Genomic DNA, 24,030 nt, shown 5'->3' with positions numbered 1-24,030 from the left:
TCCTTTGTCCCTAACCAAGTAAAATGGTACAATTTTTATAGGATAATCCGGCCGGAGAAAAATGATCAACTATATAACAATCCTATTTTCCCTCGTTTTGCATGCTTTAGTACTAAGTCTAGTATTCGATGCTGGCGAGTCTAAAAAACTGGCCCAAGAAGAAGCAATAAAGCTTAAATTTAAACAAGTTGAAGTTAGAAAGATTGGGCTTGATAAGGCCCAGGATAATCAAAACCTATTTGGTCAACTGGCCTATGGTAAACCAACATATAGTGAAAAAGAAATTAAGCGCGTTGATCAAGAAGTTAAAAGTCGCTCTTCTGCCCTATCAAAGAAAGAAGAACAAAGAATTATCAAAGTGGCCAAGAAGGAATCTGTACAAAAGAATCAGATTCTTCAAAAGAGAATTTCCAAGGAAAGCTTTAAGGACGCAAATTGGACTAACGAGTTATCTCATGTTCAAGAGGCCACTGTTAGCTTCCTTCCTCCTAAGGGGATTAGCCCCGATAAGCTAAATGAATTTGAAAAAGTATTCTATGCTTTCTATAAGCGTGTGGCCGTTCAATATATCAACTCCGTTCAAATCTCAGTGAGAAACCGAGTAACTGAAAGGCCATATGTTCAAGAAAGTCTGCGTTCTGCTTCAGCTCAAGAGTTAAAGGCCGTTGTTCGCTACGACGAAAAAGGAAATGCGGAAATTGTTAAGATTCTAAAATCGTCTGAAGATGATGATATTCATAAGATCTTTGAAACAGCTCTCGGGAAGATGAATAAGATCCCTAATATTGTCAAAGACCTAAAAGACGAAGATGGCAAGTACTATGCGATCTTCACTCTCTCAGTAAATACACGCCGCTAAGATTAGCGCGGCCACAATGATCAATTGTAATTTTCGTGGAATTCCAAAAGTAATAAAGACAAAGAAATCCTTAAAGGCCAGGTTGTACTGACGCTTTCTTATAATAGGACTCCCCTTTATCTGATCTTCTTCTTGCTCTGGGATTAACTCATCAAGCTCACGCAAAAGAATCTCTTCGACTTCGGTGTTGGCCTGATACGAATTAAAGTCATTTATGAGCTGCTGCTTTTTAAGCTCATATTCCAGTAGTTTTTGGCGACAATCTAGGCATTGAGAAATATGTTGTTCATTTTTAACAAAGTCACGACTTTCTAAATAGGTCATCTGCTTTGAAAAAAAACATTTATTCAGATTACTATTAATTAATTGTTCTTCCATCGAAGCTCTCATTTAGATTAATACTCTTATGCGGTAGTTGATCAATATATGATAGGACTTGCTGTTGTGAAATCTTTAGACTCTCTGAGATATGATCAACTGACTCACCCTTAAATTCAAAAAGGTAAATACACGCCCTTTGCTCAACAGTATTTAAGCTACTACTTCTATTGCTTAGGATTTGTTCACTTCTTTGTTTGGCCAGGGATACTAATTTTAATAAGAATTGGCGCTCGAAGTATTCATTATCAATCTTATAGAGAGTCTGACTATCTTGGGCAACGAAGCCTGTTGCCACATCAATAATAAGTTGCATCGCCTGCAACTGATCCTGAATCAAGTAATTGGCAACTTGATAAAATTCATCCACTAATTTTCGAATAAGTTCTTTTTTAACTATCACAAGATAATTTTAGCAAGCTTTGGAAAAAATGCTACTGAGATTTTAAACACTTAAGTGAAGATTAAAGTATATTCAATAGATTACCGATAAAATAGTGAGGAAATGTAAGAACGAGGATTACATGAGAAAAATTTTATTATTGGGAACTTTAGTACTCATGACATTAACGAGCTGTACTCAGCCGACTAATTCTAGAGCGAATTACAATAGCTCTAATGGGAATGGTTGGGACAACAACGGTAACACAGGAACAGGCAATGGTGGCTGGGACTGGGGTGACGGAAGTGGTGACAGCGGTGATGATAGCGATAATGAGCAAACTGATCCAGGTGATGGCTACGGTGATGGTAACGAAGAGGGTGATGCCGATGGTGGCCAAACTCAAAACTTCTATACTGTCGGAAGCATTATCCTACACGGAAATTCACGTGCCTCTTCAGGCTCCAATGTAAGATGGTCCTCAACATCTCTAGGAACAGGTCAGGCAATGCTCTATACTGACTCTCGTTTTAATATTCGCGTTCGTCCAAGAACAGCTCCTTCTCAAGGAACTTATGACGACAACGGCGTTAAATGTCATTACAATCCACAACAGTATAAGAAACTACAAATTAAGCTTTGTATTCGAGCGGAAGGACAAGCTTGTAACTTAACAAGAACTGTAACTTTTGGTGATATTGCAAACGGAGAAGTTTCAAAAGTTAAGGAATTTTCTGGCTCAACACTACCGTCAACATATGGGCCAATGATTGTTGATATTCTTGATGTTCAATGGGATTGGTCATGCCAATACTACCTTAATCAAGGCTATAGCCAAAGTGATGCCGTGACAAATGGCTACTGTCCTATGGCCGCAGTTTGGCCTAACGACTGTGTTGCCTTTGACATTCAGTTTTCAACTGACTCGACAAAGGACTTCCCTGCTTCGGCCCCAAGAATGTAATTACTTAAATAATTCGAGTGCGAGGTTTCTTTTCATAGCAGAAGAAACCTCCACCATGAGTCCTGGACACGTCACATTTACTTCAGAAATTCTTCCACCCAAAATATCAAAAGCAATTAAATCAACCCCATCCGCCATTAGCTTTTCGCAGATATGCTGACATTCTGCTTTTACCTGAGCATCTAATTCTACTGCCGAATACTTTGCACCTTGAGCAATATTGGCAAGGAACTCTCCTTCTTTAGGAACCTTAAGAATTGTTCCCAACTCCTTGGCGCGGTAGAAGATCGTACGAATTTCACCTTCAACAACTGAGTTATCAAATTCCTGTACAACAACAGGTCCTTTAAACTCATCGCATTTGGCCTTAAAATGCCCCTCAAATTCGTTCAAGCTCACTTTTTGAACACCAATGCCCTGATAAAGATCTAAAGGCTTTAAAATCAATTCTTGAACGCCACGGGCCTCAAGGATAGAAATAAATTTCTTTGCACCCGATAAAGAAGTTCCAACATAACTGTCGAGACTTAACTCTCTTGTGTAGGCCGCAAGCTTTTCATTGTGCTTCATAATCCCCAGTGGATTATTTAAAACTTGAACACCATACATATCAGTAAGGAAGTTAAGCATCCAAAGATAGCGCTGGTAGCGAGAGTCATATGGCGGGTCGATTCTCATGTGAATCGCCGTATTTGAATCAATCGAAACAACTTCTGGAGAATCCTCTACTTTGAAGTCCTCAACATAGAAGCTTTCATTAATCTTTCCACTAATTCGGTAACAGTCAAACTGAATACCGTTAGCATTTTGAACAAAGAAGTCCTTTTCAAAAAGAACGTAAACATCCTCACCTCTTTCTTGCATTGTTAAGGCAATTAAGATTGTCGAATCTTTCTTTGTGACAAGTTTTTCAATTGGATCGATAAAGAATAAGTGTTTCTTGTTTTTCATAACAAGAAAGATATCACTAATTTAGCGATTTGGAATTAAAAAGATAGTCCTCAAAACTCCCTTCGATATCTTCGTTGAGGTACTTTTCATAACGCTGTTCTATATTGGCAAAAAGAGCTTTAAGATCACCACGAAATTGTTTTGCGTACTCAGAGATATGAGATTGGCTTTTCTCGTAAGTCATAAACGCAGCTAAAGATGCCGTGTTCCACTCCATTTTTGATGGCCAACAATTTGTCACCTCAAGTTTAGAACAAAGTTTGGCAAGCTCCTCGGGCATCGTCTTAGAGAGATACTCTTTCTTGGCACTCACCCAATCATCTTGCTTAAGAATATCCTTAAGCTTTTGAGCATGATCTGTGACGGCCTTTTTAAGCTTAGAATTTAGCTCTAGATTTTTGAAGTAGCCATCCAACTCTTTATCATCCTTGTAATATTCGATGAGCATTTGTTCGCCAAAGTAGTTGGCAAGATTTTCATTGAGGTCAACCTCACTCTTAGCAAAGAAGATAGTGTGAAATAGTTCATGAAAGACAGTTTCAGTTAAACTATATTTTCCGTATTCAAAGAAAGAAGAAAGAATGGGGTCATCAAAATTTCCCAGCGTCGAGTAAGCGAGAACATCTCTTGTATAGGTCTCATACCCTTCTCTTTCAAGCTCCTTAGCAAATTCTGTTGCAGACTCTTCTTTAAAAAAACCAAGGTAAGGAAAACAGCCATAGAATGTGAAACACTCTTTACGGGCCTTAATTTCATTTGGTCTTGAAGCAATAACGAGATAAGTAACGGCACGAGACTTCAAGAGAGTCGTCTTTGAATAAATATCTGTCGATGGCCTTTGCCAATAATTATAGAAGTAAGTCTTATAAGTTTCGATTTGTTTAATTTTCGTCTTATACTCTTCACTGACTTTTGGGTCCTCTAAAACTTCATGATTCATTCTAGCGCTCCAAAGAATATCCACTTGGCCAATACCTTGTTCTGTTAGATAGCTAATCTTGGCACATGATAGACAACTTAATAAAAGAGAGAATTGAAAGATTCTTTTTAGAATAACCATGAGATCCCAGCGCTGTAACTTAGCTGATCCCTCGCCTCTTCAAATTTGAATGCGCGAAAGACCGTTCTTACTGAGCCCTTAATTGAGAAAGTTCTCGTTAGCATCATTTTCAGTGCAAAGGCACCAAACATGGCATCGTAACTCGACTTCTCTTTTCCGGACTTAATGAGATATTCGGTTGAAGTATCCAAGTCCTTAACTAAAGTTGTTGAATAAAGAGTATATTGTTGTCTACTCCATCCCAATGAGATGAGCGGTTGAAGAAATGATTTACGGCCAGAAAGCGCCTGTCTAATACCAATCCCAAAGCTTTGGGTTTTAATATTAGTATATTCATTTTCAATTACTAGGCCTGTCGAAAGATCAGAGTTGTCATACTTTCCAATAATTTCATTTTCAGATTGAGAAATATTAAACTCGATACCTGTTTTGGAAAGAAAGTAGAATGTAACTGATCCAGCATATGTTCTCTTTGTTTCATACGACTGGCGATCAAGCCCAAAGATATTCTTATTGTAATTAAAATCCAGATCCAGTTCTGTAAGGGCCATTGAATTCAACGATAAAAAGCCTAAGAACATAATTTTACAAAGTAAGGGTAAGCGTAATTTCATAATATCCTCAAAATATACTCAAGGATATTTTACAACTTACGAACTCATCAATGCCTATTTAGGCAAAGAACTCCATTTTACTTTGTCATTACAACTACTTATTTAAGCGGCGTCCATGATCTTGAAGTAGTTCACCCTGACAAGAAAGAGCAGTTGTCGAAATACACTTAACGTCAACCCAATGCCATTTAAGATTAAGATCTTCGTTTTCTGCTGGTCCCTTAAAGTGAATAAGGCGATTACAATTTGTTCTCCCCTTCCACTTCGTTTCACCTTTCATTGTGTTCGAACCTTCGACTAGCACGCGGTACTCATTGCCAACCATCTTAGCGCGAATCTTTTCTTGGATTGCAAGTTGAAAGGCCTGTACTTCATGAAGACGTGACTTTCTAATTTCCTGAGTTAGGAAATCTTCCATTTTTGCGGCACGAGTTTTACTTCTTTGTGAGTAAACATATGAATAAATGAAATCAAATTGAGCTTTTTCAAGTAGATCAAGTGTTTCTTTGTGTTCTTCGTCAGTCTCATTAACGAAACCACAGATAATATCAGTTGAAAGAACGATATCAGGTCTGGCAGCACGAAGTTTTTCTAGGAGTCCTAGATAGTGTTCTTTCGTGTACTCACGATTCATTCTTTGAAGAACTGTATTTGAACCAGATTGAACTGGTAGGTGTAAGTGTTTTGATAATTTTTTCGCTGCTCCGTGAGCTGCAATTAGGTCGTCCGACACATCATACGGATGTGAAGTTGTATATCTTAGAATTTCTAGGCCGTTAATTTGGTCAAGATCCATGATTAGATCACTTAATCTTTCTCCATTTTCTTTCCCAAATGAGTTTACGTTTTGGCCAAGTAGCATAACTTCTTGAACACCTTGGTATTCAACTAGTCTTCTTACATCCTCAACAATCTCGGCCTGTTTTCTTGAACGTTCACGGCCACGAGTGTAAGGAACGATACAGTAAGTACAATATTTATCACAACCTTTGATAATATTAACGAATGCCTGAGGTGTTCCGTGATTGATTTTTGTTTCAATCGAAAAATTACTTGAGCGATCCCAAGTATTAACAGAGAATTTATCATCCCCTGCATATGTGCGGTAAACCATATCGTTTATTGTATCAATTGTATCTGGTCCGAAGGCAAAGTTTAGATGCTTGAATTTTTTAACAAGATCCTTTCCTTCTGTTTGGGCCACACATCCGCCGACACCGATGACAAGATCATCACCTTTTTCTTGCTTTAAGTGCTTTAACTCACCTAATTGTGAATAAAATTTATTATTGGCAAGTTCCCTAACAGCACATGTATTGAAAAGAACAAGACTGGCCTCTTCCAAATCTTCAGTATGAGAGAAATTCAAATTCTTTAGGTGTGAAAGAATTCGTTCAGTATCATGATAATTCATCTGACAACCGTAAGTTTTCATCCAAACTTTTCTTGGTGGAAATGTCACATCACCTAGTTGAACGATGCGATCACCAGACTTTTCATCAATAAATGATGAAGCTACGTGATTTTGCTTACTTACACCTAGACCTGTTGGAGAAATATCTGTTGTCATGAACTTTTCCTTCTAACGCCTTTCTTTTCATTTCCCCTGACCAACCTACGGGCAGAATTAAGAGATGAAAATCTAATAAGTAACTGAAATGACGAGAAAACCAAGGAGATAACTACAGTTTAAAGCACTGTAACGTGTTGAAATCATTGAATTATTCTTATCGTATCAGCTATAAAATCTGGCGATAATATGGTCTTTTTTTAGATGTTTTTGGGTGGAATGTAAATAGATTTGAAAATAAGAAGGCCCGCTAATAGCGGGCCGACTCATTATTGAATTAAGAATTGTGCTTCTTATTTCTTTTTAGCAACTTTTTTCGTAGCTTTTTTAGCTGTTTTCTTAGCTGCTACTTTTTTTGTAGCTTTTTTTGCTACTTTCTTAGTTGCTTTCTTTGCAGTTGCTTTCTTAGCTACTTTTTTAGTAGCTTTCTTTGCAACTTTTTTCTTAGTAGCTTTCTTAGCTACTTTTTTTGTAGCTTTTTTAGCAACTTTTTTCTTTGTTGCTTTCTTTGCTACTTTCTTAGTTGCTTTTTTTGCTACTTTTTTCTTTGTAGCTTTCTTTGCAACTTTTTTCTTTGTTGCTTTCTTTGCTACTTTTTTCTTAGTTGCCTTCTTTGCAACTTTCTTAGTTGCTTTCTTTGCTACTTTTTTCTTTGTAGCTTTCTTTGCAACTTTCTTAGTAGCTTTTTTAGCTACTTTTTTCTTTGTAGCTTTTTTTGCAGTTTTCTTTGCTGCTTTCTTAGCTACTTTTTTTGTAGCTTTTTTAGCTACTTTTTTCTTAGTTGTCTTTTTAGTAGTTTTCTTAACTGCCATTGACATCCTCCTGGTTTTTTCAATACTTATGTTTATGGTAAACATAATTTTATTTGTGTGCAAATAAAAAATTACTTTTTGATAAGCATAAGCATCTTTTTTATTTCCCTATGTTCCTTTTTAACTTCGGATTAATTTTGAAATTACTTTACATTATTTTTAAAGAAAACCTCGAAACGAGCCGACAGCAAGGCTTCTCCATAAAACATAAAACTTTCTAATCTTCCTGATAGACGTTAGTTTCGGACTTACTCTTATAAAAAAATTAAGCGAAATTTTTTTTCATTTTTTTTCAAAAGAATAAGCAAAAACTGCCCTTTCAGGGCAGTTTCAGCATTTAAAAAATGTAAGTTTGATTGTAATTTGTCTTAGAAAAATTTTAAAAATTCAATTTTAGATCATCGTTTTCAACGACAACTTCTATTTTTCCACCGTGAGTTAAACTTCCAAATAGAACTTCAGTAGAAATTGGCTTCTTAAGCTTCTGATCGATGATTCGAGCGATTGGTCTTGCTCCCATTTTTTCATCAAATCCATTTTCGGCAAGCCAAATTTTAGCTTCTTCACTTAAAACGATCTCAATATTTTTAGCAGCTAACTTAATTTCAAGTTGTGAAACGAATTTTTCAACAATTTTAACAATGTACTCAGTAGAAAGTTTCTCAAAGTGTACAATTCCATCTAAACGGTTACGGAATTCAGGGCTAAAAAAGTTCTTAATGGTCTGATCTCTCTTACCAGTATTCTTTGAAGATGACTTTGCAAGGCCAATAGATCCACTATCCATTTCCTTAGCTCCAGCGTTCGTCGTCATGATTATCACTGTGTTTGTGAAGTCTGTTGTTCTTCCTTGAGAGTCTGTTAGAGACCCATGATCCATCACCTGGAGAAGAATATTATAGATATCCACATGTGCTTTCTCGATTTCATCAAGAAGTAGAACAGAATGTGGGTTTTTCTTAACAGCATCTGTTAATAAACCACCTTGGTCATGGCCAACATAACCAGGAGGCGAACCAATTAGCTTACTGACTGAATGTTTTTCCATGTATTCAGACATATCAAAGCGCTCAAGGTGACAACCTAGTTGGATGGAAAGTTGTTTAGCTAATTCTGTCTTCCCTACTCCGGTTGGGCCTGCAAATAGGAAGCTTGCAATAGGTTTTCCTTCATCGCCAAGGCCAGATTTTGACATATAAATGGCCTGAGACACTTCATCTACAGCGTGGTCTTGTCCAAAAATGAGCATTTTAAGATTTTTATTTAGATCCTTAAGCTTATCTTTTTCAGTCGTCTCAACTGTAATCTTTGGAATATTGGCCATTTTGGCCACAACATCTTCAATATCTTTCTTTGTAATCGAAGATTTCTTCTTACTTTCAGGTCGAATTTGATTTAAAGCACCTGCTTCATCAATGGCATCAATTGATTTGTCTGGATTTTTACGATCCATTAGGTAGCGAGATGTTAGAGCAACGGCTTCCTTGATGACATTGTCAGAGATCTTAACACCATGGTAAGACTCAAACTTAGGTCGAAGTCCTTTTAAGATGGCAATTGTATCTTCATTTGAAGGTTCATCCACATCAATTTTTTGGAATCGACGGTTAAATGCCGGATCTTTTTCAATAAACTTTCTATGTTCAGCATATGTTGTTGAACCAATGATACGAACAACTCCACGGCTTAGCGCAGGCTTTAATAAGTTAGAGGCATCCATACTTCCACCAGAAGTTGCCCCCGCCCCCATTACGGTATGCATTTCATCGATAAATAGAATGGCCTTCTTACCATCTTTATCGAGCTTTTCCAGATCTTTAATGACTCCCTTAACTCTTTGCTCGAAGTCACCTCTAAACTTTGCTCCTGCAACAAGAGCGGCCATATCAAGATTGAAAATCGTCGTACCTTTTAAGATGTCAGGTACTTTTTCTTCAACAATACGCTGTGCTAGTCCTTCGACGATCGCAGTCTTTCCAACTCCGGCTTCTCCAACAAGGAGAGGGTTATTCTTACGACGACGACAAAGAATTTGAACAATACGTAGCGCCTCTTCTTCTCGGCCAACAAGAGGATCAATACGATTCTCCCTGGCCAGTTCATTTAAGTTCACAGTGAACTTAGCTAAGAATGAATCTCCCTTCTTTGAACGAGACTGAGGTTCTTCACCTTCCACATATTCAATGCGAGGAACTTCCTCTTCATCTTCGGGGCCAAGTCCATGAGAGATGGCCTTAACAATATCGAATCTTTCGATCCCTTGCTTTTGCAGAGAATAAAGAGCAAAGCTTTCTTTCTCTTGAAATAGAGAAACGAGTAGGTTGATCCCTAGAATCTGACTTTTTCCACTTGATTGCACATGAATCGCGGCCCTTTGAATGACTCTTTGTAGAGACATCGAAATTTCAGGCTGGTAAACAATCCCATTTTCTCGTGCCAATTCCCTTAACTCATCGTTAACGAATTGTTGTTTAGAAAGAGACTCGATTTGGTCATCTGATAGAATGCTAAAGTTAGATTCATCGTGGATAAACTCGTTAAGCTCACTTTCGATTTCTTCAAGATCACCACCACAATATTCAATTATCTCTCTTACATTTTCATCTGCAAGTAGAGACAAAAGGACATTTTCAAGAGTCAGATATTCGTGCTTCAAAGTATTTGCTCTTTGAATTGACTCATTAATGATGGTTTCTAATTTTTTTGACATCATTTTATAATTCTCCTGTGCCTATTCAGGCTCAACAGTACAAAGTAGTGGGTGCCCTTCTTTCTTTGCTTCAGACATAACCTTATTCATCTTTGTTTCTGCAACTTCATATGAATAGGTTCCACATACCCCTCGTCCATTATTGTGGACATCGAGCATAATCTTCATGGCCTCTTCTTGACCTCTATTAAAGATATGCATCAACACCCAAATGACAAACTCCATTGTCGTATAGTCATCATTGTGTAGGATGACATGATATTTAGAAGGCTTCTTAACCCTTACTTTATCTTCTAGTGCTACATCACCATCCTCTTCTGTACTAAAGATGGTATTCATTTTTCTAATGTCAATATCGCCAACTTCAAACTTATCCAATTTACTTCCTCGACTTTGCTAAATTTTTTTTCTTTTTTTCCATTATCGCCCATCTGTGTTACTCTTTTCAAGGTATATACGACTGAAAATCTCTAAAAAAGGTCCATAATGAACTTCTTCGAATTTTTCAAATCACTGAAGGCCGATCATCAATCAAATTCAATAAATCAGATACACGCATACTTAAATAAGAAATTTCCAAATATGAACGATGAAAGAAAAGTAATCATCTCATGTATCTGTGGACTCCTTGCCCGTATCGCCTACTCGGACTTTCACGTCAGTCAAAATGAAAAATCAAAGATGCAAAAGATTATCACAGGTATGACACAATTAAATGCCGAGGAAGCCGAGTTAATAACTGAATACTCTATCGAGAAAATGAAAGAGCTTTCTGGACTTGATACCAGAAGTTACTGCAAGCCACTTGTTGAGATCATGTCACAACACGAGCGCTATCAAGTTTTAAAGGCGCTCTTTGCAATTGCCGCTGCCGACGGCGAAGTCGACAATGTTGAATCCAATGAGATTAGCTACATTGCCAATGCTCTTGTACTTGAGAAGAAGTACTTCTTGAGTGCACAAGCAGATGTGAAAGAGTATTTAAAAACTTTTCAAGTCTAAAACTATTTTCTACACTCTTTAAGTAATTAAAATTTATGACAAGGAAGTTTAATGAAAGAGAGTGTTGATTCTAACAAAAATCTAGAGAACTCATTAAAGAAAGCCGCGCAATTTATGAATGACGATTTTCAAGGTAATTTTAACTTTTCAAACCTACTTGAAAAGAATGAGAAAAAGATCTCAAAAAGCCCTATATCAAATCTCCTTCAATCAACAACTCAAACAGTAGTCCCTTCAGAAGATGTTGAGACACATGTGGCCAATATAGAACGAGAAGAGAAGAAGGATAATCTCTATAAGAAGATCGAAGATCTTGAAAGAAGATTTGAAACTAAAGAAGTTAATGAGAAATTTGAAAGACTCGAATCACTTCTACAATCAATAATCATTAATCAAAAGAATGTTCGAGAGCAGATCGAACTTAAGTCTGCCCCAGAATCTTCTCCATCACTTAAAGAGTCAAAAGACCAAAAGCCTCTTTATATTGCTGCCTCTATTATTGCACTTTCACTTATAGCAAGTGCGATGATTTTCAAGTCTGAACCAAAGACTCAGGTTGTAACGAAAGAAATCGTTAAGCCTGCTGTCGTAGCAGTCCAAAAATCATTTCACACACCAGTTAAGTACCTTAACTTAAGAGCGATCCCAAGTACAAAGGGTGAAAAACTTGAAGTTGTCGCACCAAATACTCGTGTTGAAATCTTAAAAACAGATGGTGACTGGGTTCAAATTAAGTATAAGAATTATCTAAAAGGATCAACTCACGAAGGTTGGGTTTACGATTCTAAGAACTTAAAATCTATTTAATATCAATAACATACAATGGGAATTTCGACTCTTCGAAATTCCCTACCTTGACATCACTAAATCTCATCCCATCTTATAGGTACACAAAAATAAATGAGGTACCATGTTTCCAATATTAGTTATGTTATTCACAGTTATTCCTGCAATTGAGATCTACCTACTCTTTTCAATTGGTGGCCAAATCGGTGGAGGAAATACTTTTCTACTCGTTCTAATTACTGGTGTAATCGGAGCGGCCCTAGCAAAATCGCAAGGAGCAGCACTACTGGCTAAGATTCAAGGAGAACTTGCCCAAGGACGTGTTCCGGCCAATAGTTTTATCCATGGACTTCTTGTCTTTGGTGGAGGTCTTCTCCTCTTAACTCCAGGCTTTCTGACAGATGTCCTGGGACTATCAATGGTTCTTCCACTAACTCGTCACATCTGGCTTATTTATATGAAGAAATTCTTTATGAGCTCAATTGAAAGTGGCAATATGCAATTTTATTCATTTAAAAATGGTGGTGGGTTTTCTTCTTATTCAGGAAATGCCTATAATTCTCAGGCCCGTCACGAAGGCACTCAAAATGGCCCGATCCAAGTGGATGAGAACACATTTGAAGTTGATTACGAAAAGAAGTAAGATCTCATTATGACAACAACGAACGTAACGCTAAGTGATATTCAAGATGCAAGGCTTGCTATTGAAAATCGTATTATTAAAACACCATTAACTTACTCGACAACATTGAGTGAGAAGTTTGACTGCCAAGTTTACTTAAAACTTGAAAATTTACAGTTAACGGGAGCCTATAAAATAAGAGGGGCCCTTAATCGTCTTTCTAAACTAACAAAAGAAGAAAAAGATAAGGGTGTTATTGCATCCTCAGCTGGAAATCATGCTCAAGGTGTTGCTCTTGCAGCAAAACAACTTGGAATTCAGGCAACAATTGTTATGCCTGAATCAACTCCCCTAGCAAAAATTCAAGGAACAAAGAAATTTGGTGCAGAAGTTATCCTTCACGGAAACTTCTATGATGATGCCTACCAAAAGGCCCTTGAGATTCAAAGAGAGTCGGGACAAGTTTTTATTCATCCTTTTAACGATAAAGATATTATTGCTGGCCAAGGAACAATTGGTTTAGAAATTATAGATGAGCTACCTGATGTCGATCTTGTTGCTATTCCTATTGGAGGTGGTGGCCTCATCTCAGGTATTTCAACGGCCATCAAAGAAAGCGGAAGCAGAGCGAAGATCGTTGGAGTCGAAGCAGTCGAAATGCCTGCAATGAAGACATCCATCGAGCAAGATAGAATTGTTACCGTGGATAAGAAAAAGACAATTGCTGACGGTATTGCTGTCACAACAGTTCTTGAAAATACATTTAATACTGTAAAAAAATATGTGGATGAGATTGTAACAGTTAAAGAAACTGAAATCTCACACGCTATAGTGACTCTACTTGAGTATGAGAAGGTCCTTTGTGAAGGTGCTGGAGCAACTTCTGTTGCTGCCCTCTTATATGATCAGTTCAAGGATATAAAAGGAAAGACTGTTGTCCTAGTTGTCAGCGGTGGAAATATTGACTTAAATATCCTCGATCGTATTATCGAAAGAGGTCTCATTACTTCTGGGCGCTCTTGCTCAATTATTGTTAATGTTCCTGATACACCTGGAACAATTGCAAGAATTTCAAATATCATCGGCTCTAAACAGGCCAATATTTTAGAGATTCACCACAACAGGGCCTTCACAACAAGTGTCCTCGGTGAAACAGAAGTTGAATTCTCTCTTGAAACAAGAGGCCATCTTCATATTAAAGAAATTGTTGATGAGCTCAATTCAATGGGCCTTAGTGCCAAAAGAGTCTAGGATTTTCTAATGAGTGAATTAAACTTCCTAAAGACAACAAGAAGTAACGAAGTTGGCCTAGCGCCAAGCAGTTTTGACGGTGAGAATTGTCACTTTCAAATTCATGATACAGGTATTATTGAAGTCACGCCAAAATCCGTGACAACAGATGATATCTACATTATCTCTTGTGGAATTCACGGCAATGAAACTGCACCTATAGAATTTACAAATGAGACACTCGAGAAGATTTATCGTGATGAACTTATCATTAACTCTCCTACTCTCTTTATCTTTGGTAATCCAAAGGCCATGAATATTGGCAAACGTTTTAGTGAATACAATTTAAATCGTTGCTTTAATGGGGCCTATAAAGATTTAGCTGAGAACTATGAAGTAAAAAGAGCAAGTGTACTTGAAAAACAATGCTATGACTTTGTTGCTAAGTACGATGGGAAACAACTCTTCCACTTTGACCTTCATTGTGCCTTAAAGAAAAGTGAAATGGAGCGCTTTGCACTTGTACCAAAGTCAGATGATCGACAACGAGATCATCACTTTAACTTGGCACTCGCAAATATGGGCGTTCAAGCTTCTTTATTTTCTCATAAAGAATCAACAGTATTTAGTTCATTTAGTTTTGAAAAGCTAAATGCCTATAGTGCCACCGTTGAACTTGGCAAGGTCTATCCCTTTGGTGAAAACCCACAAGGAAAATTCAAAGCAGCACAAGAGACAATAGAAACCCTTTTAAGCTCTAAACAATTAAAGAAAGAGGACCTTCCAAAAGCATTTACAATCTATGCTTCAATCAATAAAGAATATGATGACTTTAGTTTTACTTTTGAAGAGGAAGAAAGCGCAAACTTTACTCTCTTTAAAAAAGGTGATCATATTTTTACGCAAAATAACGAAAAGTACCTCGCTCCGGAAGATAACTTACGTATGATTTTTCCAAACTCTAAAGTTATTTTAGGGCAAAGAGCATTACTACTTATTAAAGAATTAGAATAACAAATCAGGAGAGAAAATGAGTGATTTTTTAATCGTTACTTCAAGTGACGGAATGAATCTAAAGATGGCAGACAAGATTCTTGAACTAGCACAAGAAACTGGTAAGTCTTTTGAAATCGTAAAACTTAGTGATTATAAGCTTCCACTATATACAGCTGAAGAAGAAAAGAATGGAATTCCAGAAGATGGAGTTAAACTAACTGAGAAGTTTATCGCGGCCAAAGGTTTTGTTTTCTTAACACCAGAATACAATGGCTCTGTTACACCATCATTTATCAATGCTATTGCATGGGTATCTCGTTCAGGTGGAGAATCTTGGCGTGAAGCATTTGTTGATAAGCCAGCTGTTCTAGGAACACACTCTGGTGGTGGCGGACAATACGTTATCCAAGCAATGCAAAATCAACTTTCTTTCATTGGACTTCATATTGTTGGCCGTAAACTTCTAACGAATTACAGCAAGCAATTAAATGAAGATGGTGCAAGAGGTGCGCTAGCTAGTTTAGTAAAACTTGCATAAGTTTCAGATAAAGAAAAAGCTCCGAAAGGAGCTTTTTTTATTTCTTACACGTCTTTAATAAGACTAATTTCTTTGGCGGCTCAATAACAGAAGCACAGCCATCCCCTTGCTGGGCCCTTTTTGAGACATTGATATAGAAGCGAAGGCTATCTTTTACAACACTCTTCTTTCCTTTTAAATCTTCTACATTTACTGTGTACTTTGCTTCGTATGTATGGACATCTTTATCAATAAGCTTCACTTCTGAAATCTTAATCGATTTCTCTGAAGCTGCAATATATTGCAACGACTTTGGAGCATCATAATCAGGATCTTTATTGAAACGATAATACTTTTGATATTTTTCTTTTAAGCATTCATCCTTTGCACCGCTAATGAGTCTAATGCCACTCATTTCAATTTCGGCCAATTGAGCAGCTACTTTTTTAACATCTTTATTGAAAGGACAAATTTCTTTAGCGTAGCTAAATTGAGAAAATATAATAGTAGCAATTAATAGTTTATACATTCTTTGCTCCTCTTACTTCTTCTTGAAGACATTGATTGATACAACTCTCGCCCTTAAGCTTTGCTGGCTCTTCATACCAACACTTAGAGTTTGAAGAATCATGTCTTAAAATACTGAATCGTCCCGACATCATTTCACTTGAATGCTCTTGCTTAGCAATGATTGCTTTACACGAAGCAACTGCTTTTGCTCTTAAAGTAGAAAACATCGTTGAACGATTCTTTGCGTGAGTTTTTGCATCAACTCTGGCAGGGCCATAATTCTTAAGAGCACCACTATGAATATAAGTAAAATTAAAATCACTAATTGTAATATCATCACAACGGCCAAGTTCAGAAAATCTTCTAATCGCTAGAGGATCTTCTCCAATAGTATCAACCATCACAACATGGCTTCCTTTTACATTAATGATATCACCTGAATGAAGTGAATAAGGTAAATTAAACTTCACTGGCTTAATACATGAGTTCTTACTTTTTACAGTATCGTGAAGCGAAGTCGTCGTTAGTGAACGATAGTCTCGATCATTAGTTGTAAATTTTAATCCCTCTGCTGCATAGGCGGCAGAAATAAACTCAGAACAATCAATACCCGCTGCTCTTGCACCTTCTTTTGAAACACCTTGCCCACGAGTAAATAGATTGATCTCCTTACTACGAAGTCCTTTACGTGAGCCATAACCATAAACAGGTGGAACCTTGGTTGCATCCATACATCCCTCACCAGGATAATCAGGATCTTGATCAAGCTTTCGTAAAACCTCATGAGATCTCACCATTGCAACACGATCATGCACAACTCTTTGCTTAAAGTCTGTACCATTACTGAATGTTGCTTCTTGAGTTGAGACTCCACTTAAACTTGGAGTATCTGAATTAATGATTGTATTAATTGGCCGACACGACTGATAAATCGTGGCCAAAACCTTACGAGCACCAAAAGAGCCAGTACCTACATTTTTAACAAATGACCATTCACGCTCTTGATCGGTCATCGCACACTGTGTCCCCATCGCCGCGACATTACCATTTATATAATCTGTAATATCGTATGATGTTGGGAAGTTTGAATAGTTGTCAGTTAGGTCACGCAGGTCTTCATTGACACCTTGGCCCTCTTCTTCACGCACAACATCATCAACCACATCGAGAATATCGCTTTCACGTGAAACTCTCTTTGCTTGACTCTGGGCCTTTCCACTTAAAAAGTCGCCACTGGTTAGCTGACAAGACGTATTTAACGCGGCCAAGAATATAAAAGTTAAAATTGTATTTTTCTTCATAAGTCTCTCATCTTAAGGACTTATCGGATTTGGCCACAGATAACTTTAGATGTGATTATCAACACTTATAACTCAACGTAAATATTTTACATAGGATGTAAGGATTTGTAATTTTTTATTGAAGGCCCTTTTCTGTACTTTTCAACGCCTCATTGTTTTAATGCGCCACTCACAAAATAAGGATAAATAAATGAACTTTTCTCTTGCCCTGCTAGCTGTTGTTTTTACTGTTAACCTTTCATCGATGGCCATTGATAAAGTTGTTTATGGTGAAGATAATCGTCTGGACCAATTCGAAGTAACTGATCAAAATAAATTAGATGCACAAAGATCTACTTTAGCAATGATCCCAAAATCAAAACTTAAAAAGAACACTAAAAATACTTACCTTGCAGCAGATTCAAAAATTGAATTATGTCAGGGAGAGAGATTTAATAAGCAAGTTGATGTTGCTGACTGTTCAGGATTTCTAGTTGAAAAAGATAATAGACAATATGTTATAACGGCTGGTCACTGTATGACTTCAAAGTCTGACTGTTACGATAACTACTGGGTATTTGACTACGCTAAGAAGTCACCAAAGGATGATGCTAGAACAATTCATGAAAAGAATGTTTATAGCTGTCGTCGAATTGTTGCTCAACGTCTAGAGCGTGTAAAGCCAGACGGTGAAGACTTTGCAATCATCGAACTTAATCGTGAAGTAACTGATCGCAAGCCACTTGAGTATCGTAAAGAAGGTGATGTTCATGGTGGAGATATTAAAAAAGGTGAAAAGATCTTTGTTATCGGACACCCATCAGGGCTTCCATCGAAAGTAGCAACAGATGCATATGTACGTAAAAAAGACTGGAACAGCTTTTCAACAAATCTAGATACTTTCTCAGGAAACTCTGGTTCAGCTGTTTTCAACGAAGAAACAGGACTAGTTGAAGGTATCCTTGTTCGTGGTGACCAAGACTACAGATACAATCCAAGAAAAGATTGCTACGAAGCAAATCACTGTAACATGAATGGTTGCGGTGGCGAAGATGTGTTTAGAATTACAAGAATTCTATTCCTTAAAGACTAAAAAATCTAAAAACTAAACTTACCATCCAAGCAAGAGTTCACACGTTCTTTTGCTTGGTTGATATCTTCATTAAAGACTGCACCAACTTCCACAGATAAATTTTCTAATAGCATTTCTAAGTACTTTGACTCGGCCGAACCTTTGTCCGTAATTTGAAGTAACTGCTGAATATTATCAACGAACGTATCGATATCTTGTTTTTGAATATTTGATTTAAAGAAATTAATACGATCTTTTTTAGAATCGAATTGCCTAATCTCACTATTTTGAGAAAGTTTATCAAGAGTTTCTTCTAATTCAGTAGGACTACTTAAAGGTCTAAACGCGTCTTCCTTCACTGTTGGAATCATCGTTGTTGAGCGTCCTTGGGAAGATTCAATAATGTAGAACTCCGCTCCACTCATATCTTTTATTTCAGTAATTACGCCAACTCCAAAGTTAATCGATACTACCTCTTGTCCTATTTCTAATTTTGGCATAAATCCCCTTTCGTTAGATAAGTATTATAACACAAGTGAATTAGAATTTCTCGAAGGCAATCTATTCGTTAATAGGTAGCGTCAATTGACGCTCAATCCTTTTTACTTCATCCCAAAAGTGATATATGTCTTCTAATATACTTTATTTTAAGGGGATTTAAGAATGAGTACGGATAGTTTTAAAGAAGCTATATTAGAGGGTATTCCTAAGACTTTACCAAATTATAAGAAATATGAAGAGGATATTAACCACGCTCCAAAACGTAAACAAATTCTATCTCAAGAAGAAGAAAAGCTAGCACTAAGAAATGCACTTCGCTACTTCCCAAGTGAACAGCATGCTGAATTACTTGCGGAATTTAAAGAGGAATTAGAAAAGTACGGACGCATCTATATGTACCGCTACCGCCCTGATTATAAAATTCATGCTCGCTCAATTGAAGAGTATCCACATAAGTCCAAGCAAGCTGCTGCAATCATGCTCATGCTTTCAAATAACCTAGACTACGCTGTTGCACAACACCCTCATGAGTTAATTACTTATGGTGGAAATGGTGCCGTTTTTCAAAACTGGGCACAATACCTTTTAACAATGCAATACCTTGCGACGATGACTGATGAGCAAACACTAGTTCTCTACTCTGGTCACCCTGCGGGATTATTTCCATCTCATAAAGATGCCCCAAGAGTTGTTGTCACAAATGGAATGATGATTCCAAATTATTCGAAACCAGATGACTGGGAAAAATTCAATGCCCTTGGAGTGACTCAATACGGACAAATGACTGCAGGTTCATTTATGTATATTGGGCCACAAGGAATTGTTCACGGAACAACAATTACAGTTCTAAATGCTCTAAGAAAAATTTCAACAGAAGCGGTTACGGAAACTGCTGGAAAAGTTTTTGTGACAGCTGGACTTGGTGGAATGTCTGGAGCACAACCAAAGGCCGCAGTTATTGCAGGTTGTATTGGTGTTGTTGCAGAAGTAAATCCAAAAGCTGTTAAGACTAGACATGAGCAAGGATGGGTTGATGAAGTTTTCACTGACCTTGATGAGCTGATGGCAAGAATTAAGAAAGCACAAGATAATAAAGAAGCTGTTTCACTTGCCTACCAAGGAAATATAATTAACCTTTGGGAAAAGATCGCTGAAAGCGATATTTATATTGATATTGGTTCTGACCAAACATCTCTTCACAACCCATGGGCCGGAGGCTACTACCCTGCGGGCCTATCATTTGAAGAATCAAATGAGATGATGGCAAATAACCCAGAACAATTTAAAGTTGAAGTTCAAAAGAGTTTAGTAAGACACGTGAATGCGGTTAATAAACTTGCCGACAAAGGGATGTACTTCTTTGATTATGGAAATGCGTTCTTATTAGAAGCATCTCGCGCTGGTGCCGATATCATGAAGGAAGGATCGACTGAAGACTTCAAGTATCCTTCATATGTTCAAGATATTATGGGCCCAATGTGCTTTGATTATGGATTTGGACCTTTTAGATGGGTTTGTACTTCAAGCACACAAGAGGATCTTGATCTAACTGACAAACTAGCAACTGAAGTTTTAGAGAAGCTAATGCAAGAGTCTCCAAGTGAGATCACGCAGCAAATGCAAGATAATATCACTTGGATTAAGGGTGCTAAAGAAAATGATCTCGTCGTTGGATCAAAGGCCCGCATCCTTTATGCAGATAGTGATGGAAGAATTGAAATCGCTCTCGCATTTAACAAGGCCCTTCGCGAAGGAAAGCTTAAAGCACCAGTTGTTCTAGGACGTGACCACCACGATGTATCAGGAACAGACTCTCCATTTAGAGAGACTTCAAATATTTATGACGGCTCACGCTTTACTGCAGATATGGCCGTCCAAAACTTTGTTGGCGACTCATTTAGAGGAGCAACTTGGATTTCACTTCACAACGGCGGTGGTGTCGGATGGGGTGAAGTTATGAACGGTGGTTTCGGAATGGTTCTCGATGGAAGTGAAGACTGTGATCGTCGTATCAAGTCGATGCTTTTTTGGGATGTAAATAATGGAATTAATCGTCGAAGTTGGGCCCGTAATGAAGGTGCAACTTTTGCAATTAAGAGAGCGATGGAAAAAGAGCCTCTTTTAAAAGTAACGCTTCCAAATTTAGTTGATGACTCTTTACTATAAGAAAAAAAAGCTCCCACTATGGGAGCTTTATTTTATGCCGCAGCTTTGTAATTTAAACTAAAGGGGTAGTAAATTTCCTGGGCATCTTTATTAATAATATCCTCGACCAAGGATATAAATTCAAATTCGTCTAGGCCATTTAATGAAGCCGCTGTCCAAATTGGCGTTAGTTTTTCAGAAAAAAGGTCTGAATTAAAATCTCCGTCAGTTGTTGTTTCTAAGTAAATTCCCTGAACCTCATTTCTTGTTTCATTTAAAAAAGTTTGTTTAAAATTATCTTTTTGCATTCGAACGTCCCCCGTAAAATAAGTACGTGTACTTTATTTCTACTCATTCATTTTGCAGCAATTTTGAAATTTTAAGAATTAATTCATGCAATTCAATAAATTCAATGACTTGTTTTTATTCATCTGAATAAAAATACATGAGGATATGGTTATTTTTTGTCAGCTTTCCTTGGCAATAAATAAAAACTAATGAACTTGTCCATTTGTCTAAACTCTTCGTTGTTTTCTTTTTAAAAGCGAATTATATTGTCGCCATGAAAGGTATCATCTTATTAAGTATTGCTTGTGCAATCTGGGGGCTCGGCTTTGCCGGAACTCGATTTACACTTACAGACTATTCTCCAGTGTGGTCAAACTCGCTACGCTATATCTTCGCTGGTTCATTCGCTTTTCTAATTCTTTTTTTTAGAAATGACTTTAAGAAACTTGCCGGAAAAAAGAATGAAGTTCTAGGTGGGCTAATTTGCTCAGCACTTCTAATGATGGCCCTGCAGCTTCAAACTGTCGGTATCGCCATGACAACAATGGCCAAGGCCGGCTTCTTCACTGTCTTCTACGCTATTATTACTCCAATAATCTCTGTGATATTTCTAGGACAAAGAGTTCGCAAAACATTCTGGTTTCTGCTTTCAACATCAATGCTTGGAATCATGATGATGAATGGGATGGATTTCAGTAATTTTAATATGGGAGATATCTTTGTTATTGCTTCAGCAGTCTTCTTCTCTCTCCATATCATTGCAACTGATCGTTATGCCAATGATGTCGAAGCCGTTCGCTTTAACTTTCTCCAATGTATTTTTATGGGAATCATGGGACTAGTTTTTGCACTACTCTATGAAGGGCCAACGAGCTTAGCGGTTCTCTATACGAACTCACCCCTAAACTTCCCTTCTCCACTGTGGGGATTTTTAATACTATCAATTTTCTCATCACTAATTGCCTTCTCTCTTCAGATTACGGCACAAAGAAGTATTCCGGCCCATATTGTAGGACTAGTCTTCTTAAGTGAATCAATCTTTGCTGCATTATTTGGCTATATCTTATTTGGAGAGACGCTAGACCCGACAGCAATTGCTGGTTCAGTCGTCATTGTTATTTCAGTAGCACTTGTTCCAAGATTTACTAATATCAAAAAAGATGAAAGCGAAGATGGTGAATTAATAGAAAATACCGGGGCATCGTCTGTTGTCAACGATACCCGAGCATAATTTATAAACAGCGCTAGGCCGCTAGTGGTATATCGTTTGTGAATGGAAAGATAACATTATCGATTTGAGTTGGGATAACTTCTTCAACAATAGTTGCGAACTCATCTTCGGTAAGGCCATTGATTTGAGCTTCTGACCAAATGATTGGTAATTTCTCATTAAAGACACTGCAGTCAAACTCACCTTTAATTTTTGATTGAGAAACGATTGATTTAATCTCATCTCTTGCATGGGCAATAAAAGTCTCTCTAAAGTTCTCAATATTCATTTATGTTCTCCTCGTCATTTAACCAATTGGCAACCCTCTGGAACCGCTTTGGCTATTTAGCTATTATGCTAAGGTTTTGTTCAAATCTGACGAGAAAATTAATTTAATCTAATTACAAATAGTTAAACTGTGAACAATGAGATAAGTCATAGCTATTTTATTGATTAGAGTAATTTCAAAGTGCCATCTTCCTATGTCACTCTCAATAAAAACATGGAGTTATAAATTCATGTGAATTTATAGCGAGCAACTCGTAAGTCCCTTCTTTTTCAAGTACTTCTGATGATACTCTTCGGCCTTGATGTAATTATTCAACAATTCGAGTTTAGTCACGATAGGATTTTTAAAGCAACCACTTTCTTCAAGCTCTTCTATGGCCTTTGCTCCAGCTTCCTTTTGCACTTCGTTACTATAGAAGATCACACTTCTGTATTGAGAACCGACATCAACTCCCTGACGATTAAGGGTAGTCGGATTGTGGTTATTAAAGAAGATATCCAATAGGTTTTCAAATTTAATTATTGATGGGTCGTAAGTAATTTTAACTACTTCAGCGTGACCAGTCGTATCAGTACAGACCTCTTCGTAAGTCGTATGATCACTATTTCCACCAGCATAGCCAACCTCGGTTTCAACAACTCCCGCAAGCTTTCTAAAGGTTTCTTCAACACCCCAAAAACACCCTGCTCCAAATACTGCGACTTCAATATTGTTCATTGCAAACCTCCGATTTATTTCGTAATTTAACCGACATATGAGCAAGAAAACAAGAAAATTCTTAGAAAAGAAATTTGAAAAAGAGCTAGAAATAGCTAAAGAAAAAGCCGTTCATGGGCAACATGAAATCATCATTATTTTAGATCATCTTAAGGGTGGCTTTAATATTGGGAAGATCTTGAGGTCATGTGAAATCTACAGTGTTCACGAAGTCCATATTGTTGGGACGAAGTTCTTTGATGTCACAATTGCAAAAGGAGCTCTTAAAAGAGTTAAGACTTTCTTCTACGATAATATCGAAGAGTCGATTGAGCGAATAAGTGAACTTGGCTACACTCCCCTAACTCTGGACTCTAATGCACAAACTTATCTGAATAAGAGTGAGCTTCCTAAGAAGTCGGCCTTTATTTTTGGCCATGAAGAATTTGGTCCCCTTAAAGAAATGCCAGGGATCGAAAGACTTAAGATTAAGCAATACGGAATGACAGAATCGTTAAACGTTTCTATTGCGGCAAGTATTGTCATGTACGAGTACACTAACCAACACGCTAGCGAGTAAGATCAA

27 protein-coding genes are annotated in these 24,030 nt (G+C 37.3%); 12 read left to right on the top strand and 15 right to left on the bottom strand.

Annotated features, from left to right (window positions below):
• The first annotated feature begins 61 nt into the window (after positions 1–61).
• A complete protein-coding gene (locus ABMA79_RS01555; protein ID WP_393089668.1) occupies positions 62–859 on the top strand; it encodes a hypothetical protein in 798 nt (265 codons plus the stop codon).
• On the opposite strand, the gene ABMA79_RS01550 is transcribed toward ABMA79_RS01555, so the two are convergent.
• Together ABMA79_RS01550 and ABMA79_RS01545 are read right to left on the bottom strand one after the other, a co-directional pair.
• Positions 839–1,237, bottom strand: coding sequence for a hypothetical protein (locus tag ABMA79_RS01550; RefSeq protein ID WP_393089665.1), 399 nt, complete (start codon positions 1,235–1,237; stop codon positions 839–841). The two genes, ABMA79_RS01555 and ABMA79_RS01550, sit on opposite strands and share 21 nt — an antisense overlap.
• Entirely contained in the window at positions 1,218–1,640 is a 423-nt protein-coding gene (locus ABMA79_RS01545) for a hypothetical protein (RefSeq protein WP_393089662.1), read from the bottom strand. Before ABMA79_RS01545 ends, ABMA79_RS01550 begins: the two co-directional genes overlap by 20 nt.
• Positions 1,641–1,761: 121 nt before the next feature.
• On the opposite strand from ABMA79_RS01545, the gene ABMA79_RS01540 reads away from it, so the two are divergent.
• Positions 1,762–2,583 carry a hypothetical protein gene (locus ABMA79_RS01540; protein WP_393089660.1) on the top strand — a complete coding sequence of 274 codons (822 nt, stop codon included), beginning with the start codon at positions 1,762–1,764 and terminating at the stop codon, positions 2,581–2,583.
• On the opposite strand, the gene ABMA79_RS01535 is transcribed toward ABMA79_RS01540, so the two are convergent.
• The 7 genes from ABMA79_RS01535 to clpS all read right to left on the bottom strand — a co-directional run bounded on the left by ABMA79_RS01535 (position 2,584) and on the right by clpS (position 10,678).
• A complete protein-coding gene (locus ABMA79_RS01535; RefSeq protein ID WP_393056490.1) occupies positions 2,584–3,534 on the bottom strand; it encodes a hypothetical protein in 951 nt (316 codons plus the stop codon).
• A 16-nt stretch (positions 3,535–3,550) separates the two neighbouring features.
• Entirely contained in the window at positions 3,551–4,594 is a 1,044-nt protein-coding gene (locus ABMA79_RS01530; RefSeq protein ID WP_393089657.1) for an aminopeptidase, read from the bottom strand.
• Positions 4,582–5,208: a hypothetical protein gene (locus ABMA79_RS01525; RefSeq protein ID WP_392857018.1), complete on the bottom strand. Its 627-nt coding sequence runs from the start codon at positions 5,206–5,208 to the stop codon at positions 4,582–4,584. Before ABMA79_RS01525 ends, ABMA79_RS01530 begins: the two co-directional genes overlap by 13 nt.
• Positions 5,209–5,302: 94 nt before the next feature.
• Positions 5,303–6,778 carry a tRNA (N6-isopentenyl adenosine(37)-C2)-methylthiotransferase MiaB gene (gene miaB, locus ABMA79_RS01520; protein WP_392857021.1) on the bottom strand — a complete coding sequence of 492 codons (1,476 nt, stop codon included), beginning with the start codon at positions 6,776–6,778 and terminating at the stop codon, positions 5,303–5,305.
• A 293-nt stretch (positions 6,779–7,071) separates the two neighbouring features.
• Complete coding sequence (locus tag ABMA79_RS01515) at positions 7,072–7,635, bottom strand: hypothetical protein (protein ID WP_393090832.1); 564 nt, start codon at positions 7,633–7,635, stop codon at positions 7,072–7,074.
• A gap of 334 nt (positions 7,636–7,969) precedes the next feature.
• Complete coding sequence (gene clpA / locus ABMA79_RS01510; protein WP_392857022.1) at positions 7,970–10,303, bottom strand: ATP-dependent Clp protease ATP-binding subunit ClpA; 2,334 nt, start codon at positions 10,301–10,303, stop codon at positions 7,970–7,972.
• Positions 10,304–10,321: 18 nt separating this feature from the next.
• Positions 10,322–10,678, bottom strand: a complete 357-nt coding sequence (gene clpS / locus ABMA79_RS01505; protein ID WP_392857024.1) for an ATP-dependent Clp protease adapter ClpS — start codon at positions 10,676–10,678, stop codon at positions 10,322–10,324.
• Between the two features lie 108 nt (positions 10,679–10,786).
• On the opposite strand from clpS, the gene ABMA79_RS01500 reads away from it, so the two are divergent.
• From ABMA79_RS01500 to ABMA79_RS01475, 6 genes are all read left to right on the top strand, one after another.
• On the top strand, positions 10,787–11,302 hold the full coding sequence (locus ABMA79_RS01500) for a TerB family tellurite resistance protein (protein ID WP_392857026.1): 516 nt from the start codon (positions 10,787–10,789) through the stop codon (positions 11,300–11,302).
• Positions 11,303–11,353: 51 nt separating this feature from the next.
• Positions 11,354–12,109 (top strand): SH3 domain-containing protein, encoded by a 756-nt coding sequence (locus ABMA79_RS01495; RefSeq protein ID WP_393089655.1) that lies wholly within the window; start codon positions 11,354–11,356, stop codon positions 12,107–12,109.
• A gap of 103 nt (positions 12,110–12,212) precedes the next feature.
• Entirely contained in the window at positions 12,213–12,731 is a 519-nt protein-coding gene (locus ABMA79_RS01490; RefSeq protein WP_392857028.1) for an FxsA family protein, read from the top strand.
• Positions 12,732–12,740: 9 nt separating this feature from the next.
• Entirely contained in the window at positions 12,741–13,961 is a 1,221-nt protein-coding gene (ilvA, locus tag ABMA79_RS01485) for a threonine ammonia-lyase (RefSeq protein WP_393089652.1), read from the top strand.
• Between the two features lie 9 nt (positions 13,962–13,970).
• Positions 13,971–14,954, top strand: a complete 984-nt coding sequence (locus ABMA79_RS01480) for a succinylglutamate desuccinylase (RefSeq protein WP_393089650.1) — start codon at positions 13,971–13,973, stop codon at positions 14,952–14,954.
• A gap of 16 nt (positions 14,955–14,970) precedes the next feature.
• Entirely contained in the window at positions 14,971–15,474 is a 504-nt protein-coding gene (locus ABMA79_RS01475) for an NADPH-dependent FMN reductase (protein ID WP_392857035.1), read from the top strand.
• 37 nt (positions 15,475–15,511) lie between these two features.
• Here the strand turns inward: ABMA79_RS01475 and ABMA79_RS01470 are convergent, their stop codons facing one another.
• Positions 15,512–15,982 carry a hypothetical protein gene (locus ABMA79_RS01470; RefSeq protein ID WP_393089648.1) on the bottom strand — a complete coding sequence of 157 codons (471 nt, stop codon included), beginning with the start codon at positions 15,980–15,982 and terminating at the stop codon, positions 15,512–15,514.
• Positions 15,975–17,264 carry a hypothetical protein gene (locus ABMA79_RS01465; protein ID WP_393089645.1) on the bottom strand — a complete coding sequence of 430 codons (1,290 nt, stop codon included), beginning with the start codon at positions 17,262–17,264 and terminating at the stop codon, positions 15,975–15,977. Before ABMA79_RS01465 ends, ABMA79_RS01470 begins: the two co-directional genes overlap by 8 nt.
• Positions 17,265–17,454: 190 nt before the next feature.
• On the opposite strand from ABMA79_RS01465, the gene ABMA79_RS01460 reads away from it, so the two are divergent.
• Positions 17,455–18,336, top strand: a complete 882-nt coding sequence (locus ABMA79_RS01460) for a trypsin-like serine peptidase (RefSeq protein ID WP_393056506.1) — start codon at positions 17,455–17,457, stop codon at positions 18,334–18,336.
• Between the two features lie 5 nt (positions 18,337–18,341).
• Here the strand turns inward: ABMA79_RS01460 and ABMA79_RS01455 are convergent, their stop codons facing one another.
• Positions 18,342–18,815 carry a CarD family transcriptional regulator gene (locus tag ABMA79_RS01455; RefSeq protein WP_392857043.1) on the bottom strand — a complete coding sequence of 158 codons (474 nt, stop codon included), beginning with the start codon at positions 18,813–18,815 and terminating at the stop codon, positions 18,342–18,344.
• A 163-nt stretch (positions 18,816–18,978) separates the two neighbouring features.
• On the opposite strand from ABMA79_RS01455, the gene ABMA79_RS01450 reads away from it, so the two are divergent.
• Positions 18,979–20,982 carry a urocanate hydratase gene (locus tag ABMA79_RS01450; RefSeq protein ID WP_393089642.1) on the top strand — a complete coding sequence of 668 codons (2,004 nt, stop codon included), beginning with the start codon at positions 18,979–18,981 and terminating at the stop codon, positions 20,980–20,982.
• A gap of 32 nt (positions 20,983–21,014) precedes the next feature.
• On the opposite strand, the gene ABMA79_RS01445 is transcribed toward ABMA79_RS01450, so the two are convergent.
• Complete coding sequence (locus tag ABMA79_RS01445) at positions 21,015–21,269, bottom strand: hypothetical protein (RefSeq protein WP_392857047.1); 255 nt, start codon at positions 21,267–21,269, stop codon at positions 21,015–21,017.
• A 254-nt stretch (positions 21,270–21,523) separates the two neighbouring features.
• On the opposite strand from ABMA79_RS01445, the gene ABMA79_RS01440 reads away from it, so the two are divergent.
• The gene (locus tag ABMA79_RS01440) at positions 21,524–22,480 is read left to right on the top strand and encodes a DMT family transporter (protein WP_393089639.1); all 957 of its coding nucleotides are present in this window, start codon (positions 21,524–21,526) and stop codon (positions 22,478–22,480) included.
• Positions 22,481–22,493: 13 nt separating this feature from the next.
• On the opposite strand, the gene ABMA79_RS01435 is transcribed toward ABMA79_RS01440, so the two are convergent.
• Positions 22,494–22,748 (bottom strand): hypothetical protein, encoded by a 255-nt coding sequence (locus ABMA79_RS01435; RefSeq protein WP_393089636.1) that lies wholly within the window; start codon positions 22,746–22,748, stop codon positions 22,494–22,496.
• A 237-nt stretch (positions 22,749–22,985) separates the two neighbouring features.
• On the bottom strand, positions 22,986–23,465 hold the full coding sequence (gene msrA / locus ABMA79_RS01430; RefSeq protein ID WP_393089633.1) for a peptide-methionine (S)-S-oxide reductase MsrA: 480 nt from the start codon (positions 23,463–23,465) through the stop codon (positions 22,986–22,988).
• Between the two features lie 37 nt (positions 23,466–23,502).
• On the opposite strand from msrA, the gene ABMA79_RS01425 reads away from it, so the two are divergent.
• Positions 23,503–24,024 carry a TrmH family RNA methyltransferase gene (locus tag ABMA79_RS01425; protein WP_393089630.1) on the top strand — a complete coding sequence of 174 codons (522 nt, stop codon included), beginning with the start codon at positions 23,503–23,505 and terminating at the stop codon, positions 24,022–24,024.
• The last annotated feature ends 6 nt before the right edge of the window (positions 24,025–24,030 follow it).

This window comes from Halobacteriovorax sp. HFRX-2_2 (genome assembly GCF_043196705.1).
Taxonomy (GTDB): domain Bacteria; phylum Bdellovibrionota; class Bacteriovoracia; order Bacteriovoracales; family Bacteriovoracaceae; genus Halobacteriovorax_A.
Note: the sequence above shows the minus strand (reverse complement) of the source record. Positions and strands in the feature narration are given on the sequence as shown.

Excerpts from the sequence above, each read along its gene's own strand:
- ABMA79_RS01460 (WP_393056506.1), top strand. The coding sequence starts at position 17,455 with ATGAACTTTTCTCTTGCCCTGCTAGCTGTTGTTTTTACTGTTAACCTT.
- ilvA (WP_393089652.1), top strand. The coding sequence starts at position 12,741 with ATGACAACAACGAACGTAACGCTAAGTGATATTCAAGATGCAAGGCTT.
- ABMA79_RS01530 (WP_393089657.1), bottom strand. The coding sequence starts at position 4,594 with ATGGTTATTCTAAAAAGAATCTTTCAATTCTCTCTTTTATTAAGTTGT.
- ABMA79_RS01470 (WP_393089648.1), bottom strand. The coding sequence starts at position 15,982 with ATGTATAAACTATTAATTGCTACTATTATATTTTCTCAATTTAGCTAC.
- ABMA79_RS01515 (WP_393090832.1), bottom strand. The coding sequence starts at position 7,635 with ATGTTTACCATAAACATAAGTATTGAAAAAACCAGGAGGATGTCAATG.
- ABMA79_RS01490 (WP_392857028.1), top strand. The coding sequence starts at position 12,213 with ATGTTTCCAATATTAGTTATGTTATTCACAGTTATTCCTGCAATTGAG.
- ABMA79_RS01500 (WP_392857026.1), top strand. The coding sequence starts at position 10,787 with ATGAACTTCTTCGAATTTTTCAAATCACTGAAGGCCGATCATCAATCA.
- ABMA79_RS01550 (WP_393089665.1), bottom strand. The coding sequence starts at position 1,237 with ATGGAAGAACAATTAATTAATAGTAATCTGAATAAATGTTTTTTTTCA.
- ABMA79_RS01465 (WP_393089645.1), bottom strand. The coding sequence starts at position 17,264 with ATGAAGAAAAATACAATTTTAACTTTTATATTCTTGGCCGCGTTAAAT.
- ABMA79_RS01540 (WP_393089660.1), top strand. The coding sequence starts at position 1,762 with ATGAGAAAAATTTTATTATTGGGAACTTTAGTACTCATGACATTAACG.
- clpA (WP_392857022.1), bottom strand. The coding sequence starts at position 10,303 with ATGATGTCAAAAAAATTAGAAACCATCATTAATGAGTCAATTCAAAGA.
- ABMA79_RS01525 (WP_392857018.1), bottom strand. The coding sequence starts at position 5,208 with ATGAAATTACGCTTACCCTTACTTTGTAAAATTATGTTCTTAGGCTTT.
- miaB (WP_392857021.1), bottom strand. The coding sequence starts at position 6,778 with ATGACAACAGATATTTCTCCAACAGGTCTAGGTGTAAGTAAGCAAAAT.
- ABMA79_RS01425 (WP_393089630.1), top strand. The coding sequence starts at position 23,503 with ATGAGCAAGAAAACAAGAAAATTCTTAGAAAAGAAATTTGAAAAAGAG.
- ABMA79_RS01440 (WP_393089639.1), top strand. The coding sequence starts at position 21,524 with ATGAAAGGTATCATCTTATTAAGTATTGCTTGTGCAATCTGGGGGCTC.
- ABMA79_RS01445 (WP_392857047.1), bottom strand. The coding sequence starts at position 21,269 with ATGCAAAAAGATAATTTTAAACAAACTTTTTTAAATGAAACAAGAAAT.
- ABMA79_RS01435 (WP_393089636.1), bottom strand. The coding sequence starts at position 22,748 with ATGAATATTGAGAACTTTAGAGAGACTTTTATTGCCCATGCAAGAGAT.
- ABMA79_RS01450 (WP_393089642.1), top strand. The coding sequence starts at position 18,979 with ATGAGTACGGATAGTTTTAAAGAAGCTATATTAGAGGGTATTCCTAAG.
- msrA (WP_393089633.1), bottom strand. The coding sequence starts at position 23,465 with ATGAACAATATTGAAGTCGCAGTATTTGGAGCAGGGTGTTTTTGGGGT.
- ABMA79_RS01495 (WP_393089655.1), top strand. The coding sequence starts at position 11,354 with ATGAAAGAGAGTGTTGATTCTAACAAAAATCTAGAGAACTCATTAAAG.
- ABMA79_RS01480 (WP_393089650.1), top strand. The coding sequence starts at position 13,971 with ATGAGTGAATTAAACTTCCTAAAGACAACAAGAAGTAACGAAGTTGGC.
- ABMA79_RS01555 (WP_393089668.1), top strand. The coding sequence starts at position 62 with ATGATCAACTATATAACAATCCTATTTTCCCTCGTTTTGCATGCTTTA.
- ABMA79_RS01475 (WP_392857035.1), top strand. The coding sequence starts at position 14,971 with ATGAGTGATTTTTTAATCGTTACTTCAAGTGACGGAATGAATCTAAAG.
- ABMA79_RS01535 (WP_393056490.1), bottom strand. The coding sequence starts at position 3,534 with ATGAAAAACAAGAAACACTTATTCTTTATCGATCCAATTGAAAAACTT.
- ABMA79_RS01455 (WP_392857043.1), bottom strand. The coding sequence starts at position 18,815 with ATGCCAAAATTAGAAATAGGACAAGAGGTAGTATCGATTAACTTTGGA.